The organism is Bhargavaea sp. CC-171006 (assembly GCF_009761675.1).
GTDB classification, from domain to species: domain Bacteria; phylum Bacillota; class Bacilli; order Bacillales_A; family Planococcaceae; genus Bhargavaea; species Bhargavaea changchunensis.
Map to the genome: position 1 here is coordinate 1 of NZ_QUZH01000005.1, position 18585 is coordinate 18585.

Sequence of the window (18585 nt, forward strand, 5' to 3'; positions counted from 1 at the left end):
CAGGAATAGAAAAAACTGCAGACCAAGGAGTAGTTCACTCACTTTGTCTACAGTCTGAACCGCCGGATACCCGGCGGCTCTCACTTATTTCTTCAGTTTACCCTTCAGCTTTTCCAGCATATCCGCGGTCATCGTTTCAAGGTCATACTCGGCCTCAAATCCCCATTCTGCTATGGCGGCTGATGGATCAATCGAGTCCGGCCAGCTTTCAGCGATTGCCTGGCGTATCGGGTCTACATCGTAGCTGAGCTGAAAATCCGGAATATGCTTTTGGATCGCCTTTTCAAAATCGGACGGTTCCACGCTCATTGCAGTCACATTGAATGCATTTCGGTGGAGCAGCTTCGCGGGATCTGCCTCCATCAGGTCAACGATGGCCTGCAGGGCATCGGGCATGTACATCATGTCCATATGGGTGCCTTCGGCGATGAATGATGCATATTTGCCTTCTTCGATTGCCTTGTAGTAGATGTCGACCGCATAGTCGGTTGTGCCGCCGCCGGGAGGCGTCACATAGGAGATGAGGCCCGGGAACCGGACACCTCGTGTATCGACGCCAAACTTCTCAAAATAATAGTCGCAGAGCAGTTCCCCGGACACTTTATTGACGCCGTACATCGTCGTCGGGCGCTGGATTGTATCCTGTGGCGTGTTGTTCTTCGGTGTGTTCGGGCCAAATGCGCCAATTGAGCTTGGTGTGAAGAACTGAAGATCAAGTTCACGCGCGGTCTCAAGGGCATTGACGAGTCCGCCCATATTCAGGTTCCATGCAAAAAGCGGATTTTTTTCGGCTGTAGCGGACAGGAGTGCGGCCATGTGGATGATCGTATCGGCTCCGAATGATTTGGCGAGTTCGTGCATGCGTTTGCCGTCCGTGACGTCCAGCTGCTCGAATGGTCCTTCCAGGGCAAACCCATTATCCGGCACCCGAACGTCTGTAGCGAGGACCTGAGCCGTTCCATACAAATCCCTAAGCTTTCCCGTCAGTTCCGAGCCGATCTGCCCCAGCGCACCGGTCACCATGATCTTCTTCATTTCCGTCACTCCCATTCATCCATTTGTATTTACAGCGCGGACATTTTGTATAAACAAAACATTGATTTCACTGCAATTCGATGTTCACTATTATAATTTGTATTCACTGTAAGTACAACTGCGGATTACTTTTCCCGAAAGCTCCGTATTGATATAATAGTGAAAAAATAGAGGAAGTGCCTTTTTGATTGCTGTTGTACAATTTCTCATGCTGCTGGCCATTCTGGTGCTTGCAGCACTGCTGCTGATCTGGCTCGGTGCGCCGTTCTGGCTGACCGTGCTCGTGCTCGCCGCCCTGTACATGACACTGACCACCGTGCCGACGCTTATGCTGTCGTACAAGTCAAAGAATCTGCGGGCAATCGACCGGTTCCTTTTGCGTAATTCCCGGAAGCCGATCTACAAATATGCCTATTCGGTGGCACACGGGACTGATGAGGAAATCCGGGCATCTCTAAGGGAGATCATGAATCGGTACAAGCAGCCTGACATCCGCCACGTTTACGGCGCCTTGCTCGCCGTAACGGAAAAAGACGGCGACGGTGTTTTGTCTCATGCGGAGAAGATCGGCAGCGAGCCGATGCAGTCGTATTATGACGCATACGGCCATGCCCTGAACGGTGATTATGACCAGTCGGAAGAAGCCCTGACCCGCATCCCTGAAGGCTATGCATGGATGAAGCACGCCATCCGGGCGGTCATGGCCAGCCGCAAAGGGGACCGCGATGCGTTTCGTAAAGAAGCGGACGCCGCAAAAGCCGACGCCGGAGGTATTCAGTATTACCTGCTGCACCATAATTTCAGGAAGATGGAGGAATCGGCTGCTCATTAAAAACCCATACAGGAGGATGATTTGCCATGCTGCTTGTCGAGAACACAGCCGTCGAACTGAAGGACGGCCGCCGCGGGCTGATTGTGGACGTTCGGGACAACGGGGAATCCATCCAGTATGATATCGAAATGGGAGACGGGGAGATTGTCACCGTCTTTGCCGAAGAAGTGAACCGTCCGGTCTGAACCGGACAAGAAAAAACCGCCAGGACACCGGCTGATACCGGTTTCCTGGCGGTTTTCATGTTCGTCTGATATGCTGCCTGCCGCTCCGCTCGAAGCGTTCCAGTTCTCCCCTCGCCTCGAGGTCGAGCTTGACGGCGGTGATGTACCATGTCGTCTTTCCGTCAAAATGGGAGAGCCGTTTCGGGGCGCGTTCGGTCAGGTCCATGAATGAGATTTCGCCGGATGCTTCCACCTCATCAAGGATGGCCTTTCGTATGGCGTCGTAACGTCGCTTCAGGATTTTCCCAGCTTGCTTGCCTTGCGGGTGAAGCAGCTGGATCTGTTCTTCGTCCCGTTTTTTCAAGCGATCACTCCTCAGCCGATGACACCCAATTCCTTACCGACTTTTTCGTATACAGCGAGTGCTTCGTCGAGCATCTCTTTCGTGTGTGCGGCCGTTGGCATGTTGCGGACACGGCCAGTGCCTTTCGGGACGGTCGGGAAGACGATCGATTTCGCGTAGACGCCTTCTTCCATGAGGCGCTTCGAGAACTGCTGGGTCAGCTTTTCTTCACCGATGATGCATGGTGTGATCGGCGTTTCGGAGTGGCCGATGTCGAAGCCGAGCTTTTTCAGGCCCGCTTTCAGATAGTCTCCGTTTTCCCACAGCTTGTCCACGAGCTCATCGGATGCCAGAAGCTTGTCCACCGCGCCGATGACCGCCGCAACATCTCCGGGTGTCATCGCCGTCGAAAACAGAAACGGACGGGAACGTACTTTCAGCCAATCGATCAGCTGCTGCTTCCCGGCCACATAGCCGCCGACCACGCCGATCGCCTTGGAGAGCGTGCCGATCTGGAAGTCGATCTCCTTTTCCAGGCCAAAGTGCTTGACGGTGCCCTTGCCGTGGCCCATGACGCCTGATCCGTGTGCATCATCCACATAAGTGATGAGGTCGAATTCCTTGGCGATCTGGACTGCATCCGGCAGGTTGGCGACATCGCCGTCCATCGAGAACACGCCGTCCGTGATATACATGACTTTGTTGTACTGTCCGGACTCCGTCGCTTCCTTCGCTTTCTTGCGGAGGTCGTCCATGTCCTGGTGATTGACGCGGATGATTTTCGCGCGGGACAGCCGGCAGCCGTCAATGATCGATGCGTGGTTCAGCTCATCTGAAAGGATGGCGTCGTTTTTGTCCATCACTGCGGAGATGGCTGCCATATTGCAGTTGAATCCGGACTGATAGGCGATTGCCGCTTCGGTCCCCTTGAACTTGGCAAGCTTTTCCTCAAGCTTAATGTGGATATCGAGCGTGCCGTTGATGGTGCGGACGGCGCCCGCGCCGACACCGTATTTGTCGATGGCTTCTTTCGCCAGCTTTTTCAGGCCTTCGTCGGTTGCAAGGCCGAGATAGTTGTTCGAGCTCAGGTTGACGAGATCTTTTCCGCCGACTTTGATCGTCGGTCCGTTCGGCCCTTCAACAGGGTCGATTTCATTATAGAGCCCCGCTCCCCGCAGCTCCTGCAGGTTTTCTTCGAGAAATTGGTCCAAAATTTTAGCCAAAGGAATCTTCCTTTCCGACACGTGATTGACTTCATTTTAACACAGAGGCCTCAGCTGAACAGCTTCAGGCCGGCCGCTCCCGCGATGATGAATGATATGAACAGCAGCCTCCGCCAGCCGGCTGGTTCCCTGAAAAACAGGATACCCATCAGCACGGCCCCCGCTGCTCCCAGGCCTGTCCAGATTGCATAGGCGGTGCCCATCGGGATCTCCCGCATGGCCAAAGACAAAAGGATGAACCCGAGTCCGAAAGAAAGGACAAGCGGGATGAGACGCCACCATTTCTTGTCTTTCAGATAGAGATTGATGAACATGACGCCAAAGATTTCTCCGAAACTGGCGAGAGCCAGGAATACCCATGCCATCACGCCTCACCCCTTTCCGGCTCCTGCTTGCCGTCGCCGTCAGTCAGCTTGATGCCGACCACGCCGGCAAGAATGAGGGCGATGAAAAACAGCTTCATCGGTGAGAACGGTTCGCCGAAGACGATGATGTCCACGAGCACGATCGCGGCAGCCCCTGAACCGGTGAAAACCGCATAGACGGTTCCTGAAGGAAGTCTTTCACACGCCCTGATGATGAAATAAAAGCTGAAGATGATGGCAATTGCCGTCCCGGTCCATTCAAGGGCGCTGTCAGAGTACGATAGGCCGACCACCCAGAACACCTCGACGACGGCAGCGAAGAATACATACAGCCATGCCACCGGCCGTCACCTCTTTCCATTCTGCTATCGTCTCCACTTTAACAGACCGGAACCTGCCCCACATAGGGAAACCGCCCGGGGAGTTCCCCGGGCGGTCATTCACAGTTGTTCCCTGATCGTCCTGAATTTCTTTTCCCACCGTTCCTGGTCAATGGCGCTGTCCATCCTCGCCCGGATGGCATGAATATCGCGCACATGGGCGTTCATGTATGCGCGTGCGTCCAGCATGGCTTCCCGGTAGTGCGCTTCGATTTCCGCCGCCTTTTCCTCGAGCAACTCATCGTCTCGGCACATCCCGAGCATATCGACGATCTCATCACCGTCGCGCTCCGGTCCGTATTCATGCGGCTTGGTGGCATCGAACACACAGACCGACAGTTCAGGGAGTACGATCAGGTCCACACTCCCCGGATCGAGTGCACACCAGCCGTAAATCACGTCCAGGCCGCGGGCTTCCGCCTGCTTGCCGAGTTTTTTCATCATCGTGGATTTTCCGGTGCCGGGGTGCGCCTTGATGAGGAGCCTGCGCTTCAGGCCTTTCGTGACCGAGTCGAAAAAGTCCTGTGCCCCTTCCGCGGTGAGCGTGCCGATGTACCGGTTGGCGACGGACGATTCCTTATTGAGCGACAGGTCGCCGAACAGAGATTCTGAGAGGCTGGACGACAGTTTGTCCGCAAGCGCCCAGGACATCCTTGCCCGGTTTGCTTCTTCCCACCTGTCGTGCAGCTCCTTGGCCCGACGGAGAGAGGAGAACGTTTTTCCGAGGGCCTCTTCCGCCCGATCCGCCGTCTCCCGGATGAATCCATGCTGGAGCCTGAGCCGGTCCTCATCATAGCCGTCATAGAAAGTCACCACCCGGTGCGCCCCACCGAGTTGCACCGGCTCGAGCGACACCGGATGGGAAGCCTGGACAAACAGGATCCGCGACTTCACAACATGGACCGCATCCAGTCCGTCCGGTGTAAGCGGATCATGGAAAAGTTCCACATCCCATCCGCGTTTCACATAATGCTGTGCGATTTCCCTCAGAAGCACGGCAAGGGCGCCTGTCGGCGGTGCCTTGAGGAGGAACGCCTTGGACGCGCCTGAAAGCAGTTCCCTGTAATTATGCCGGATCCCCTCTGACGTGTAGGCCGTACTCATATAGGATGTGATGGTCCCGTTCAAGCGATCACCCTTTCCTCTTGACGGGACAGTATATGCAGGAAAGGAACAAAAAAGCACGGCCGGATGGGTTCCGGCCGTGCCATTCAATTGATCTGGACCGTTTCCGGCCTGTCTGAGAGCCGTCCGAGCAGTTCCCTGAAATACGGCATCGTATATTGGAGCAACTGGCCGAAAAACAGGGCAATGATGACTGTTCCGATGCCAATCGGCCCGCCGATCAGCCATCCGGCCAGCGCTACTGTCACCTCAAGTCCGGTCCTGACAGACTTGACGCTCCAGCCGGTTTTCTCAATCAGGACGAGCATAAGCGTGTCCCGCGGCCCTGCTCCGATATTCGGCGAGACATACATCCCGAGCCCCACCGCCATAACGACCGTTCCAAGTATGAAGACCGCCGTCTGTCCGATAACATTTGGAATATCCGGGATCATCCAGTTGAAGAAGTCAATAAACAGCCCGATCAGGATCATGTTGATCCATGTCCCGACCTGCGGCCACCTTCTCAGATAAATGGCCGTGGATCCGACGATAAAGAAGCCGGTCATGATCGACCAAGTCCCGATCGTCAGGCCGAACATCCGGTACAGCCCCACATGGAGGACGTCCCAGGGAGCGATGCCGAGAAGAGGGCCTTTAATCGTCAGTGTGATCCCGAGAGACAAGATGAGCTGTCCCGCGATAAAAAAGGTCCATCTCCAAATTTGAGTCCGATGCACGGCTGCACCTCCTTTCCCCGGCGATCCTGCCGGCTCACTTTGTCAGCGGCACAATCACCGCATCAGCCGCTAGGAGGAGCGCATCCGGCGCAAGCTTCATCTGGAGCCCTCTTTTCCCTGCGCTGACGATGATCCGGTTCAGTGTCTGCGCCGATTCATCGATAAAAGTCGGAAAGGCTTTTTTCATGCCGACCGGCGAACACCCTCCCCGCACGTATCCCGTCACATCGGTCAGGTCGCGCAGGTGCAGCATCTCAATCTTTTTCTCGCCTGCCGCCTTCGCAGCCTTTTTCAGATCCAGCTCCTCTGCGACCGGTATGACAAAAACGAAGTATTTCCCTGTTCCGGCCGTTGCGACAAGCGTCTTGTAGACGGTCTCTTCCGCCTGGCCGGTCTTTTCAGCCACCGAGACGCCGTCAAGCTGTCCGTCATCCGTATCATATTCAATCAGTTCATAATCGGCTTTCTGCCGGTCCAGGATGCGGACCGCATTGGTCTTTTGAATTTTGTCCTTTTTGCCCAAACCGGACACCCCCGTCAGTCTTGGTCGCCGAGCAGTTTTTTCAGCTGGTCTGCCAGCGCCGTGTTCACCGGCTCATCGTCCTGCTTTTTCATGTACTTCTGAACATCGCGCTTGGCCACTTTCCCTTTGTTCGTCTTCGCCTTGCGTTTTTCGAATGCCGACAGCTTCTCGCGGTACCCGCAGCGGCAGGTGAAGATCCGTCCTTCCCCCTCACCCCTAAGTTCAAGCTTTTTGTGGCAGTTCGGGCAGCGGGCATTCGTCAGCTGGGAGACCTTCTGTCGGTGTCCGCACTCCCGGTCCTGGCAGACAAGCATTTTGCCGCGCTTGCCGTTCACTTCGAGCATCGGCTTGCCGCAGTCAGGGCACATCTTGCCGGTGACATTGTCATGCTTGAATTTCTTCTCGGAAGCTTTCACTTCTGAGACGGCCTGCTTGGCAAACCCGGTCATTTCTTTCATGAACGCCTTTTTGGACAGCCGGCCTTTGGCAATCTCGGTCAGCTTCTGTTCCCATTCGCCGGTCAGTGCCGGGGACTTGAGATCTTCCGGAACCAGCTCGAGAAGTTGGCGGCCCTTGGATGTCGTGAAGATATCGTTGCCCTTTTTTTCGATGACAAACGAGTTGAACAGTTTTTCGATGATATCCGCCCGTGTTGCAACTGTTCCGAGTCCGCCCGACTCGCCGAGTGTCCGGATCAGCTCCTTGGATTCGCCGGCCATGAACTGTGCCGGGTTCTCCATCGCTGCAAGGAGAGTCCCCTCGTTGAACCGTGCCGGCGGCTTTGTCTGCCCCTCCGTCATCGAGAAAGCACGGATGCCGAGCTTTTCTCCTTTTTCGAATGGCGGCAGTGTCTTGTCTTCTTCCTCTTCCGCATCCAGGCCGTACACGGCACGCCAGCCTTCTTCGGTGATCGTCCTGCCCTTTGCATGGAAGCGCTCGCCCCCGGCCCCGAGTATCGCAGTGACCGCCCCATACTTGTACGGACCGGAGAAGACGGCGATGAACCGCTTCACGATCAGGTCGAACAGCCGCCTCTCACCGTCGGACATGCGCTCCAGGATCGCCGGTTGCTCTGTCGGAATGATGGCATGGTGGTCGCTGACTTTTCCGTCGTCGATGACCCCTTTCTGCGGCTTCGGGCTTCCTTTTTTCATGATCGCCGCGATGTCCTTCCGGTAAGGGGCAAGGCGCACGGCCTCCAGCCGATCCTTTAGTGTAGATGCCATATCGGACGTCAGGTGTTTGGAGTCGGTCCGCGGATAAGTGACCGCCTTATGTGACTCGTAAAGCCCCTGAAGGGTGTTCAGCGTTTCCTTCGCTGACCAGCCAAAACGTTTATGCGCTTCCTTCTGCAGTTCGGTCAGATCAAAGAGCGGCGGTGCCGGCTGGCTTTTCGGCGTGCGCTTCACTTCTTCGACAATGCCTTCCCGAATGATCTCCAGCTTGCTAAGGAGCGCCTCCGCTTCCCCTTTGTCGAACGTGCGCCCGTCACCCGACTTGGCAGTCCACTTGAACCTTCCGGAATCGGTGAGTGCTTCGATGCCGTAGAACGACTTCGGCCGGAACTCACGGATCTGCCGCTCCCGCTCTGCGATCATCGCAAGCGTCGGCGTCTGCACGCGCCCCGTAGACAATTGGGCGTTGTGCTTCACGGTCAGGGCGCGGGTGGCGTTGATGCCGACGACCCAGTCCGCTTCTGCACGCGCTTCCGCCGCCTCGAACAGATTCTCGTACTCCCGGCCGTCCTTCAGGTTGCGGAAACCGTCTTTGATCGCCTTGTCGGTGACGGACGAAATCCAGAGCCGTTTGACCGGCTTGTTGGCCTTCGCTTTCTCCAGGATCCAGCGGGCGACCAGTTCACCTTCACGACCCGCGTCTGTCGCGATAATGATTTCCCGGATGTCCCCCCGTTTCAGGAGCGCCTTCACGGCATTGTACTGCTTGGTCGTCTGCCGGATCGGCATGAGCTTGAACGGATCTGGAAGAATCGGAAGATCCTCCATTTTCCATTCCTTATATTTCGGGTCATACTGCTCCGGGTCGGCCTGTGTTACGAGGTGGCCGAGCGCCCAGGTCACGACATAGTCCTTCCCTTCCAGTGCGCCGTTGCGCTTATCGTTGCATCCGAGCACGCGGGCAATATCCCGCGCGACGGACGGTTTTTCTGCAAGTACCAATGATTTGGACAATGTGCGTCCACTCCTCTCATACCTTTTGATTATACAAGACCGGCGGCGGGATTTCACCGCACCCGGCCGGCTTGACTTCGTTGAGCACGGCAGGACGGATGGCGAAGTGCCGGGGAAATCCGGCATGTCCGAGTTTCTCCGGGGCCAGGTCCGGATTCCAATCTGCAAATCCGAGTCCTGCTTCCTAAGTCCGAATTTCCCTTTGTAAGTCTGATTCCTGACCGCTAAGTCCGAGTCTCACTCTGTAAGTCCGATTCCTCATCGCTAAGTCCGAGTTTCAGAATGCATTATTATCAGCGGACTAACAGAAAAGCCGGGAGCACAGTTGCTCCCGGCCACAATGCATTATTTAAGTGCCGATTCCGGTGCCCGACCCGGGAGCGGCGGTTTCCCGCCGTTTCCGTCCCCGCCTGCCGGATCGTTGCCGTTCAGACGATTCTTGATCTGCTCCTTGCTGGCCGATACCTTGCCGTCCGTCTTGTCCTCCAGCTTCTCCTTCACCTTCTCCACCGTTTTATCCGGTGGGCTCAGGGAAACCACGAGATCGCCCGGTTCTGCCGCCAGCTCGGCACCCGGTGAGAAGAAGTCGACCCTGCCGTCTTTTCTCAGGATATAGAGGAGGACCGGACTCTCGTCCCGCTCGCGGAGGTATTGGGTGTACTTGTACCGTTCCGTGATCGGTGTCTTCCGGATCACATGGCCGTTCCGGACACGGGAGTCAAGCACACCCACAGGGAGAGCAGGATCGAACAGGAACCGCCCCGGTGAGCGGACGAGCCGCACACTGTCGACCCCGTAGCGTTTCGGGTCCCCTTTCAGCCCGGACCGGTGGACGAACGACGGGCCGAAGTCATGGACGAAATCACTGCAGATATGGGCGTTATACATGTCCATCTGTGTCATCGACAGCAGATTCTGGTAAGGCGCCAGGTCATACCGGTAGTCGACTTGCTCTGACAGAATATCCCCCGAAAGCACTTTGATGCCGGCCTTGCGGGCCTCGAACACATCGTTCCAGGCATCGGTCATGATGGCTACCGGCTTCCCGTCTTCCTTGATGGAGGCGGCAAGCTTCGCAATGAAAGGCCCGCCACCGACAATCAGGGCACCGGAGTTGTCTGCCGCCACAAGGTTCAGTTTCTTGGCGAGCGGCCCGAGCGTGAAGCCATGCACAACAACCGTGCCGAAGACGAGCGCGAACGTCAGCGCCGTCAGAAGCTCTGCGTCCTTGTAGCCCTGATCAAGCAGAATCGAGGCAAAATACCCGGAAACCGTGAGCGCGACAATGCCGCGGGGCGCGATCCAGCCGACGAGCGTTCGCTCCTGCCTGGTCAGGTCTGTGCCGATTGTCGACAGCCAGATCGACAGCGGCCGGACGACGAACAGCGTCGCAAGGACAAAAGCGATAATACGCGGTTCGAAGACGGCGCGCAGCGTATCCACCGAAAGTGACGCCGTCAGCATCACGAAAATAGCGGAAACGAGCAGAACAGTGATGTTTTCCTTGAAATGCCGGATGTCCTCGATCGAAGACAGATGCATATTCGCCATCGAGACCCCCATCACGGTGACCGCGAGCAGCCCGGTCTCATGCATGATCTCATCAGAAACGACAAAGACCAGCAGAACGGCCGCAAACAGCACCGGGGACTTCAGGAACTCCGGCACTTTGTCCGCTTCAAACATCCTGCCGAGCACCCAGGCGACGAACCAGCCGAGCACGCCCGCAAAAGCCGAGGCTGCAAAGAAGATCAGAATGCCTGAACCGGTCAAGTCCCCCTTCAGGAAACGGATGATCTCAAATGCAAACAGTGCAAGCAGCGCGCCGAACGGATCGACAATGATTCCTTCCCACTTCAGAATGGCTCCGACACGAGGCTTCAGCTTAGCCTGGCGCAGGAGCGGCAGGATGACCGTCGGACCTGTGACAATAAACAGTCCCCCGATGACGAACGCCACTTCCCAACTGAGGCCTGCAACATAGTGCGCAGCCAGCGCCCCGAAAATCCAGGCAAGAAATGCACCCAGCGTCACAATCCGGCCGACCGGACGGAAAAACCCGCGGATTTCCCGCACGTCCAGATTCAGGCTCCCTTCGAACAGGATAATCGCCACCGCGATTGAAATGATCGGGCCGAAAAAGTCCCCGATCTGCTGTTCGGGATTCAGCAGGCCGAGCAGCGGACCGAGCAGCAGGCCCGCGATGGACATGACGACGATTGCCGGCAGCCTCAGCCGCCAGGCCAGCCACTGCGAACCGATACCGATCGCCACAATCGCCATGAAGGAGAACAGGAATGAATCGAACATGGGAAATCCCCCCTTTTCGCTCTCAAAAATAATACCCAGTTTACCACAAACAGCCGATACTTCCAGTCCGGGCCCTCATATTCCGGAGGCTGGTCCCATATGTTGGACAGGAACCGATATTGCAGCCAGAAAGGGTGAAGGCCTTGACCGGAAAACCGAAAAAGAAAGCGGTGTTTTACTGTACGGCAATCGATATCCCCTCCGCCTACCGGACACGGCGCGCGCTGCGCATTGCGCAGTCGCTTACCGATATTGAAGTGATCTTCCTTTCGGAGCGCCCGCTCTCCCACATCGAGGAGGCGGGCTTCCGGGTCGTCCGGATCCGGGGAAAGGATGGGCTCAGGAAAGCAGCCGGCGAACTGCGGCCCGATATCCTCCTGAGGGACGGCCGCTCAGAGCCTGGAGAGATGGATTCGCTCAGAAACATGATTCCCGCAATTATTCATTTTGATGACAATGGTGAAGATGGATCCTTGGCAGACCTTGTCTTCCGCACATTCGCCGGAGAACTCCGGGGTCCCGTGCCGTCCAATGTTGTCATGGGCCAGGCCGGTTTTATAGCGGACCCGAGCCTGATCCGGCACCGACGCGTCGGGCTCGGCAAACGGCCTCCGGGAGACCTGCCGCATATTGTCGTCGCCCACGGCCCGACTGATCCTGCCAACCTTTCTCACAGGACACTCAGGCATCTGACGCAGCTGCACATTCCTCTGAAAGTGACGGTCCTGCTGGGGGAAGCCTACCCTCATCCGGAGGATCCGCTCATGATGATGGCACTCGGACGCCGCAACGTCACCGTCAGGAAAATGCCCTATGATTACGGCAGAGAACTCGCCTCCGCTGATATCGTCATCTGTTCTTCCGGATATATCCCCTATGACGTCGCTTTCCTGAGCATCCCGTGCATCGTCCTCGCACAGGATGAAGAAGAACTGGGACATGCGCTCCCAAATGAGGAAAACGGCTTTATTCCGCTCGGACTTGGCCGCAAAGTCAAGCAGTCGATGCTGCTGAATGCGGTGATGGAACTTCTCCTTCATGAGCCGCGCAGAAAACGCGCGGTCGAACGGCAGGCTGCGCTCAATGTCGAGGACGGACTCGACATGGTAAGCGAAGCCGTTCATTACTACCTTGAATATCCGCCGCGCAGGGAAGCCGGGAAACACTGATCTGCTCTTTCCTGACAACAGATAATGTGCGCATGACTTGATACGCCATCCGGCCGGCTATGATACAATGACCGCGACAAGGAGGCGTTCAAGATGGACAAACGTTCACTCGAAGCGGAAATCGCGGAACTGAAAATGGACTATATCAGCCTGCAGGGCGACATCGAGAAGCTCGAGTCGACCGGCCATGAGGCACAGGTCCAGAAAGCTGAACAGAGGCTGGCGGACATGGAAGCCCGCCTGTCGGAACTGAACCGGCAGCTGGATGGGCTTGACTGAATACGAAGGCGGCCTCCGCACCGGTTTGTGCGGAGGCCGCTTTTGTTGTCGGGATCAATAAGTGGTGAGCTTGAGAAGTTTCTGCAGGCCGTAGACGACCCGCTGTGCCTGGGAGAAGCCGTCCAGCTTTTCCCCGGCCTCCAACGTGTATAGCGCATCTTCATTGTTCCAGAGCCGGTTGAAATAGCCGTCCAGCTCATCTGCGAGCGGGCTGTCCGACGGTGCCTCGATGCGCAGGTCGGCCTCGAGGTTGTAATCATCCAGCGCTCGCTCCGTCATGTTGGCGGCGCCATTTGAAATGTAGGCCGTGTCACCATCCTTCACATAAACGAGCTTGGTATGGTACTGCCCGATGACCGCATTATAGAAACGGATTTCGATCCGGCCCTCCGAGTCCTCGATCAGCTCTTCCGCAACCGGCATGTTCGGCAGGCCGGTCTTCTTGTTTCCGAAAGCATTCTCGTTCGGGTCAAGGATGATGCGTACCCTTGCGCCCCGCTCGGCAGCTTCGACAAGCGCCGACAAAACATCACGCTTGGCAAGATAGAACATGCCGAGCCATACCTCGTCCCCTTCATCCGCTTTTCCGATGTCCTCAAGCAGGTGGTCAAGGATCCGCCGCTCCGTCACGTACTGCACGCCGTATTGCCCGTCCGGGTTTTCCTCCGTCTCCGTCCTCGGAAACTTTTCGGGGCCGCCGGAGTAGCGGGACACCGCTTCCTCTGCTTTGAGCACATCATTGATCACGGGGCCATCCGCCTTGAAAGCGACATTGCCGTGCCAGCCACTCGCATCATGCGGATTGCCGGAATTTACAAGCACGCCTTCTTCCGTGACGATCACTTTCCGGTGGTTCGCCTTGACGTTCAGCAGTTTCAGATAGGAACGCACCGTCATGTCCGGAGCATCCTCGGCCATCGGATTCGGCAGCCAACCCTTTCCTTCTTCTCCCCACCACTGGAAGAGGATCCGGTAGACACCCGAATAGATCGGTGTCGAATCCCTGAGTGGATCGAGGGCGGTTACCACAACCTCAACGCCCGCTTGCTCCAATCGGCTGAGTTCCTCGGATTCAAACGAACCGTACCCATTATTGACCGGATCGGTAATGAGAATGACCGGCATATCGGGATTCTCTTTTTTCTTCTCCGCCAGCCGGTCTGTCAGCGTACGTGCAAGCTCGGGGAAGTCCTCTTTTTCATCGTAATAACCGTTGTAGAGGAAAAAGTCCGCAACAACGAATTCTTCAGCCCGATCGATCATCGAAAACACCTCATCGAAGATCTGCAGTTCATGGACCATGCCGTCCTTTGACCGGTCCTGTGAAAAGGTCAGGTCCGTGAACATTTCCACATTGTCTGTCCGGTAGAGCTTCCCGTCATGTGAAATGCCTTCCGGGAGCGGCTTGTATGTATGATAAAGAACGATACCGATATAAATGAGTACGAATAGGCAGGCGATGATCGTCAGTACCCTGCGCCTCGTGCTCCATTCTTTTACTTTCTCCTTGTCCATGCGATCTCCCCCCTTTGGTCCCCTTTCCATTCCCCTTTCCTATGCGCGGGGAAACGCGCCTGCTCCGCGGAAAAGAAAAAACGATCCGGGCAACTTTCTGCCCGGACCGCCGTCCTAATGATTATCTTATCCGGCTGTGACGTAGCCTTCCGCCTGCTCGTCGAGAAGCATCATTTCCTTCAGGCGCTGCTTGGCGCGGAAAAGCCGGGATTTGACGGTTCCGATGGAGACTTTCATGAGCTCGGCGATTTCGTTTAGCGAGTACTGGTTCACATAGAAATAAAGCACGGTTTTACGATAGATGCCGTCCAGTTCATCCAGCTTCGACTGAACGATGGCACGGATATCCTCACGTTCCAGCAGGTCATCAGCATTCGGCTCCACACATGGCACAAGGTCAAGAATCGGCACGTCGAGCGTTTCAGGCTGCTCCATGACATGCTGGCTCCGGCGCACCGTCTTACGGTAGCGGTCGCGGAACGTGTTCATGCAAATCGTTGTCAGCCAGGCCTTCACATGGTCCACGCCTTCAAGCGACTTCTCGTTCCGGACGACTTTCAGCCAGACGTCCTGCATGAGGTCTTCCGCCTCGTCCTTGTTCCGTGTGAGCTTCAGGCAGAGATGATAGATAAAGCGTTCATATTCTTCGTAGATGGTTTCAATGTTACGACCGGCCATGGCCGATCCCTCCCGTTCGTTCTGTTCTTTGTTGACCTTATTGTCCTATAGAGAAACCTTGCCCTCCATCGGATTCTCTTTCAGGTCCATTACAAAGATGTAAGAAACGGGGAAAGGTTATCCAAAAGCGCAAGCGCCCGTTCAGCAACGTACAAACCGGAGTACTTCGCAATGAGATAAAGGAAACACGGTGAGGAACGAACCGATGTTGACTTATCGCAGTGGAGAAGTGCGAAGTTTGCTAGTTGCTGGGCGCTGAAGCTGGCCGCAGCGGTCAGGAATTCGCAAAAAAGGCGCCTCCCTGGAAGGAAGCGCCCCGACGCAGGCAACCGCCTGCGTTTTTGTTTTGCTGTTTTCTTCTTATTCTTCTTCGGACGTTGCTGCTTCTTCCCCTACTTCGGGCTCCCGCCTCGTGATGAGCATTCGGGTGATGCGGTTGCGGTCCATTTCCTCGATGATGACATCCAGGTTGCCGTATGTGAATTGGTCGCCCGGCTCCGGTACGTGACCGAGTTGCTGGAGGACAAAGCCGCCGACCGTCTCATGCTCGTCCGGCATCTCGGCGCGGAAGGATTCCATCACATCATCCATTTCAAGACGCCCCGAACACTCCAGACGGGTGTCCGTCATTTCAAAGACGAGTACCTCGTCTTCCTGGTCGGTCTCGTCCTCGATGTCCTGGCCGATCATTTCTTCGATGATGTCTTCATGCGTAACGATGCCGAGAGTGCCGCCGTATTCGTCAAGAACAATCGCGATATGCTTCTTTTTCGCCAGCATCATCTTGAACACACGCTCGACACTGAGCGTCTCGACGACAAACAACGGTTCACGGTCCATGTAATCCTCGATCGTCGAATTAGGCTCCATCGACCATTCAATCAGCTGTTTGGAATAAAACACACCGACGATGGTATCCATGTTGTCCTCATACACCGGATAACGCGTGTACCAGTGTTCAAGGATGGTATCCCGAACATATTCATAGTCGGCATCAATAGGGACACCGACGATTTCCGTCCGGTGGGCCGACATCACGTCGGACACATCTTTTTCCGGAAAGTCCATCACACCTTTGAGGCGGATGGATTCCTCTTCTTCAAAGGTCCCTTCCGTAGATGCAATATCCACCATCGACCTGAGATCTTCCTTCGTCAGTGTCGCCTCCGTCACCGCGCCTCGCGAAATGATCCGGATAAAGATATTCGTGAACAGCGACAGCAGATAGGTCAGCGGTGAAAGTACGATCACCAGGAAACGGATGATCGGAAATACCAGATAGGCGATTTTTTCGGAGAACGTCGCCGCGATCGTCTTCGGAAGTACCTCCCCGAAGATGATCAGGGTGATCGTCAGGATGGTCGTTGCCAATCCCACCTGCCAGCCTTTGTCGATCGCAATCGCCGTAAGAAGTGTCGGCATGAGGATATTCACAATATTGTTCCCGATCAGGATTGATGTGATCATCCGGTCGGGTTTGCTGATGAGTTTCAGCAGTTTCTCGGATTTTCTGTCTCCCTGGTCAGCCCGGAGCTGCACCTTCATCCTGTTCGTGGCGGTAAGAGCCGTTTCACTGCCCGAGAAAAAGAAGGACAGGAAGAGCAGGATTCCCAAGACGATAAACAAAAGTCATTCCCCCTGAGTTTACACGGAATTCAAAACACTTTATTGCCCATCATACCATAAACTGTTCCCCCGATACTCTGATTTGAATCCGCTTTCTCTGTTTCTGGTATACTTGGCACGTAAACCAACCTGGAAAGAGGGATCAATAATGGACCATCTGAACGAACTGGACCGCTATTTCACCAAACAACGTGAAGCGCACCTCACCGAGCTGAATGACTTCCTGAGCATCCCGAGCATCAGCTCTCTCTCAGAGCACAAAGCCGACATGCGGAAAGCTGCAGAATGGCTTGCCGGGTCGCTCAAGACTGCCGGACTCGAAAACATTTCAATCGATGAAACTCAGGGACATCCGGTCGTGTACGCAGACTGGCTGCATGCGGAAGGCCAGCCGACCCTTCTCGTATACGGTCACTACGACGTCCAGCCGGTCGACCCGCTGGAGCTTTGGGACAGCGAACCGTTCGCGCCCGAAGTCCGGGACAACAAGCTGTATGCGCGTGGTGCAAGCGATGACAAAGGCCAGGTGTTCATGCACGTAAAAGCTGTCGAAGCCCTTTTCAAAACGAACGGCAAGCTTCCCGTCAACGTGAAATTCTGCATCGAGGGCGAGGAAGAGATCGGCAGCCCGAACCTTCCGGCCTATGTAGAAGAAAACAAGGACAAGCTTGCGGCTGACGTGATTGTCATTTCGGATACGGGCATGCAGGGACCCGGCCAGCCGGCCGTCTGCTACGGCCTCCGAGGCCTTGCCGGAGTACAGATTGATGTGGAGGGAGCCAAGGGCGACCTCCACTCCGGCCTGTACGGCGGCGGCGTCCAAAACGCCATCCACGCCCTTGTCGAGCTGCTAGCCTCCTTCCGGGACCAAGAAGGAACGATCACGGTCGACGGCTTTTACGATGATGTCCGCCCCGCGACCGAAGAGGAACGCGAGGAATATGAAAAACTCGATTTCGACGAAGAAGCATTGAAAAAAGAGCTCGGCGTCAGCGAGCTCTTTGGTGAACCGGGCTATTCGCATCTTGAGCGTACGTGGACCCGCCCGACGCTAGAAATCAATGGTGTGTTCGGCGGGTTTTCCGGTGAAGGGATCAAAACCGTCCTGCCCGCTGAAGCAGGAGCAAAAATCACCTGCCGCCTCGTACCGGACCAGGACCCGGACGACATCGTCCAAAAACTGCGAAGCCATATCGAGAAGAACAAGCCGGCCGGCGTAACAGTTAACATTACCGAGTTCGACAAGGGCAAGCCGTTCCTCACCCCTTACGATCACCCGGCCATCCAGGCTGCGGGCAAGTCGTATGAGCACGTTTACCACGTCCCGACCGCCTATACGCGAGGCGGCGGCTCAATCCCGATCGTTGCGGCGTTTGACGAGATTCTCGGCCTGCCGGTCGTTCTTATGGGCTTCGGTCTGTCGTCCGAAAACTTCCATGCACCGAACGAACACTTCCATCTTGAGAACTTTGACAAGGGGCTGCGCGTGATCGGCGATTATTACTTCGAAGTGTCCTCCGCGCTTTCCGGAGATGAGTAAAACGTAACCTTTTCCTCAATCGGGGTGTGATCCCACTCCTTCGGCATTGTATCCGAATGCCCGAAGTGCAGCATGCAGATTACCCGCTCCCCGTCACCGGCGCCCAGCGCCTCGCGGAATTGGGGCTGATCCAGCCAGGCAGGTGTCTTGATGCATGTGCCGATGCCCTTATCCCACGCGAGGAGCTGGGCGTTCTGCAGGAAGGCTGCAATCGCCATATGGTCTTCAATCCGCTGCTTTTGGCGCACATCTTCACGAACGACGGCAAAGACTATGGCCCCTGCGCTCGTGAACTTGGAGGATTGCCGTTCAAGCCCTTCCTCTGTCAGCTCGCGCCAGTTTGGAATTGCAAATTCCCTGATCAGACGCTGGACATCGGGAAGGTTTTCCCCTGCTCCTACGATAAATCTCCACGGTTCGCGCTTGCCGTGGTTAGGTGCGTATCTGGAATCGGCCAGGACTTCCATGACATCTTCCCGGGAGACCGGGGCTCCGTTGAAGTTTTTAATGGAGCGGCGTTCGATCACCGCTTGCCGGATACTCATCTGCTGCATGTGAATTCTCCTTCGC

The 18585-nt window shown here is 55.9% G+C and carries 19 protein-coding genes; 5 read left to right on the forward strand and 14 right to left on the reverse strand.

All coding sequences use genetic code 11. The annotated features are described in order from the left end of the window. Positions 1–84: 84 nt before the first annotated feature. Positions 85–1035 (reverse strand): L-threonine 3-dehydrogenase, encoded by a 951-nt coding sequence (locus tag DZC51_RS02365; RefSeq protein WP_157293773.1) that lies wholly within the window; start codon positions 1033–1035, stop codon positions 85–87. A gap of 184 nt (positions 1036–1219) precedes the next feature. Between DZC51_RS02365 and DZC51_RS02370 the strand changes: the two genes are divergently transcribed. Beyond that, positions 1220–1867 (forward strand): hypothetical protein, encoded by a 648-nt coding sequence (locus tag DZC51_RS02370; protein WP_157293774.1) that lies wholly within the window; start codon positions 1220–1222, stop codon positions 1865–1867. Positions 1868–1893: 26 nt separating this feature from the next. After that, positions 1894–2052: a S41 family peptidase gene (locus DZC51_RS02375; protein WP_157293775.1), complete on the forward strand. Its 159-nt coding sequence runs from the start codon at positions 1894–1896 to the stop codon at positions 2050–2052. Positions 2053–2107: 55 nt separating this feature from the next. Here DZC51_RS02375 and DZC51_RS02380 read toward each other — a convergent pair whose 3' ends face one another. From DZC51_RS02380 to DZC51_RS02420, 9 genes are all read right to left on the reverse strand, one after another. Beyond that, a complete protein-coding gene (locus DZC51_RS02380; protein ID WP_157293776.1) occupies positions 2108–2395 on the reverse strand; it encodes a DUF6958 family protein in 288 nt (95 codons plus the stop codon). Between the two features lie 11 nt (positions 2396–2406). Further along, on the reverse strand, positions 2407–3597 hold the full coding sequence (locus DZC51_RS02385; protein ID WP_157293777.1) for a glycine C-acetyltransferase: 1191 nt from the start codon (positions 3595–3597) through the stop codon (positions 2407–2409). Positions 3598–3647: 50 nt separating this feature from the next. Next, a complete protein-coding gene (locus DZC51_RS02390) occupies positions 3648–3962 on the reverse strand; it encodes a DMT family transporter (RefSeq protein WP_157293778.1) in 315 nt (104 codons plus the stop codon). Beyond that, the gene (locus DZC51_RS02395; protein WP_157293779.1) at positions 3962–4303 is read right to left on the reverse strand and encodes a DMT family transporter; all 342 of its coding nucleotides are present in this window, start codon (positions 4301–4303) and stop codon (positions 3962–3964) included. The genes DZC51_RS02390 and DZC51_RS02395 overlap by 1 nt, the downstream gene beginning before the upstream one ends. Positions 4304–4402: 99 nt before the next feature. After that, entirely contained in the window at positions 4403–5470 is a 1068-nt protein-coding gene (locus DZC51_RS02400; protein WP_157293780.1) for a hypothetical protein, read from the reverse strand. A gap of 83 nt (positions 5471–5553) precedes the next feature. Then, the gene (locus tag DZC51_RS02405; protein WP_157293781.1) at positions 5554–6186 is read right to left on the reverse strand and encodes a YczE/YyaS/YitT family protein; all 633 of its coding nucleotides are present in this window, start codon (positions 6184–6186) and stop codon (positions 5554–5556) included. A 34-nt stretch (positions 6187–6220) separates the two neighbouring features. Beyond that, positions 6221–6709: a Cys-tRNA(Pro) deacylase gene (ybaK, locus tag DZC51_RS02410; protein WP_157293782.1), complete on the reverse strand. Its 489-nt coding sequence runs from the start codon at positions 6707–6709 to the stop codon at positions 6221–6223. A 14-nt stretch (positions 6710–6723) separates the two neighbouring features. After that, entirely contained in the window at positions 6724–8898 is a 2175-nt protein-coding gene (locus DZC51_RS02415; RefSeq protein ID WP_157293783.1) for a DNA topoisomerase III, read from the reverse strand. A 345-nt stretch (positions 8899–9243) separates the two neighbouring features. Beyond that, positions 9244–11208 carry a cation:proton antiporter gene (locus tag DZC51_RS02420; protein ID WP_157293784.1) on the reverse strand — a complete coding sequence of 655 codons (1965 nt, stop codon included), beginning with the start codon at positions 11206–11208 and terminating at the stop codon, positions 9244–9246. Between the two features lie 143 nt (positions 11209–11351). Between DZC51_RS02420 and DZC51_RS02425 the strand changes: the two genes are divergently transcribed. Further along, a complete protein-coding gene (locus DZC51_RS02425) occupies positions 11352–12377 on the forward strand; it encodes a CMP-N-acetylneuraminic acid synthetase (RefSeq protein WP_157293785.1) in 1026 nt (341 codons plus the stop codon). A gap of 93 nt (positions 12378–12470) precedes the next feature. Beyond that, positions 12471–12656, forward strand: coding sequence for an SE1832 family protein (locus tag DZC51_RS02430; protein WP_157293786.1), 186 nt, complete (start codon positions 12471–12473; stop codon positions 12654–12656). 54 nt (positions 12657–12710) lie between these two features. Here DZC51_RS02430 and DZC51_RS02435 read toward each other — a convergent pair whose 3' ends face one another. The 3 genes from DZC51_RS02435 to DZC51_RS02445 all read right to left on the reverse strand — a co-directional run bounded on the left by DZC51_RS02435 (position 12711) and on the right by DZC51_RS02445 (position 16475). Further along, positions 12711–14171: a phospholipase D family protein gene (locus tag DZC51_RS02435; protein WP_157293787.1), complete on the reverse strand. Its 1461-nt coding sequence runs from the start codon at positions 14169–14171 to the stop codon at positions 12711–12713. Between the two features lie 126 nt (positions 14172–14297). Beyond that, a complete protein-coding gene (locus DZC51_RS02440; RefSeq protein WP_157293788.1) occupies positions 14298–14849 on the reverse strand; it encodes an RNA polymerase sigma factor in 552 nt (183 codons plus the stop codon). 360 nt (positions 14850–15209) lie between these two features. Further along, positions 15210–16475: a hemolysin family protein gene (locus DZC51_RS02445; protein ID WP_157293789.1), complete on the reverse strand. Its 1266-nt coding sequence runs from the start codon at positions 16473–16475 to the stop codon at positions 15210–15212. A gap of 148 nt (positions 16476–16623) precedes the next feature. Here DZC51_RS02445 and DZC51_RS02450 point away from each other — a divergent pair, with 148 nt between their 5' ends. Continuing rightward, positions 16624–18015, forward strand: coding sequence for a dipeptidase (locus tag DZC51_RS02450; protein WP_157293790.1), 1392 nt, complete (start codon positions 16624–16626; stop codon positions 18013–18015). Here the strand turns inward: DZC51_RS02450 and DZC51_RS02455 are convergent. Further along, entirely contained in the window at positions 17976–18575 is a 600-nt protein-coding gene (locus DZC51_RS02455; protein WP_198304039.1) for a nitroreductase family protein, read from the reverse strand. The genes DZC51_RS02450 and DZC51_RS02455 overlap by 40 nt on opposite strands. Positions 18576–18585 lie beyond the last annotated feature (10 nt).

Coding starts and splice junctions, on each gene's coding strand:
- DZC51_RS02365 (WP_157293773.1), bottom strand. CDS start 1,035: ATGAAGAAGATCATGGTGACCGGTGCGCTGGGGCAGATCGGCTCGGAA.
- DZC51_RS02375 (WP_157293775.1), top strand. CDS start 1,894: ATGCTGCTTGTCGAGAACACAGCCGTCGAACTGAAGGACGGCCGCCGC.
- DZC51_RS02390 (WP_157293778.1), bottom strand. CDS start 3,962: ATGGCATGGGTATTCCTGGCTCTCGCCAGTTTCGGAGAAATCTTTGGC.
- DZC51_RS02420 (WP_157293784.1), bottom strand. CDS start 11,208: ATGTTCGATTCATTCCTGTTCTCCTTCATGGCGATTGTGGCGATCGGT.
- DZC51_RS02430 (WP_157293786.1), top strand. CDS start 12,471: ATGGACAAACGTTCACTCGAAGCGGAAATCGCGGAACTGAAAATGGAC.
- DZC51_RS02435 (WP_157293787.1), bottom strand. CDS start 14,171: ATGGACAAGGAGAAAGTAAAAGAATGGAGCACGAGGCGCAGGGTACTG.
- DZC51_RS02440 (WP_157293788.1), bottom strand. CDS start 14,849: ATGGCCGGTCGTAACATTGAAACCATCTACGAAGAATATGAACGCTTT.
- DZC51_RS02450 (WP_157293790.1), top strand. CDS start 16,624: ATGGACCATCTGAACGAACTGGACCGCTATTTCACCAAACAACGTGAA.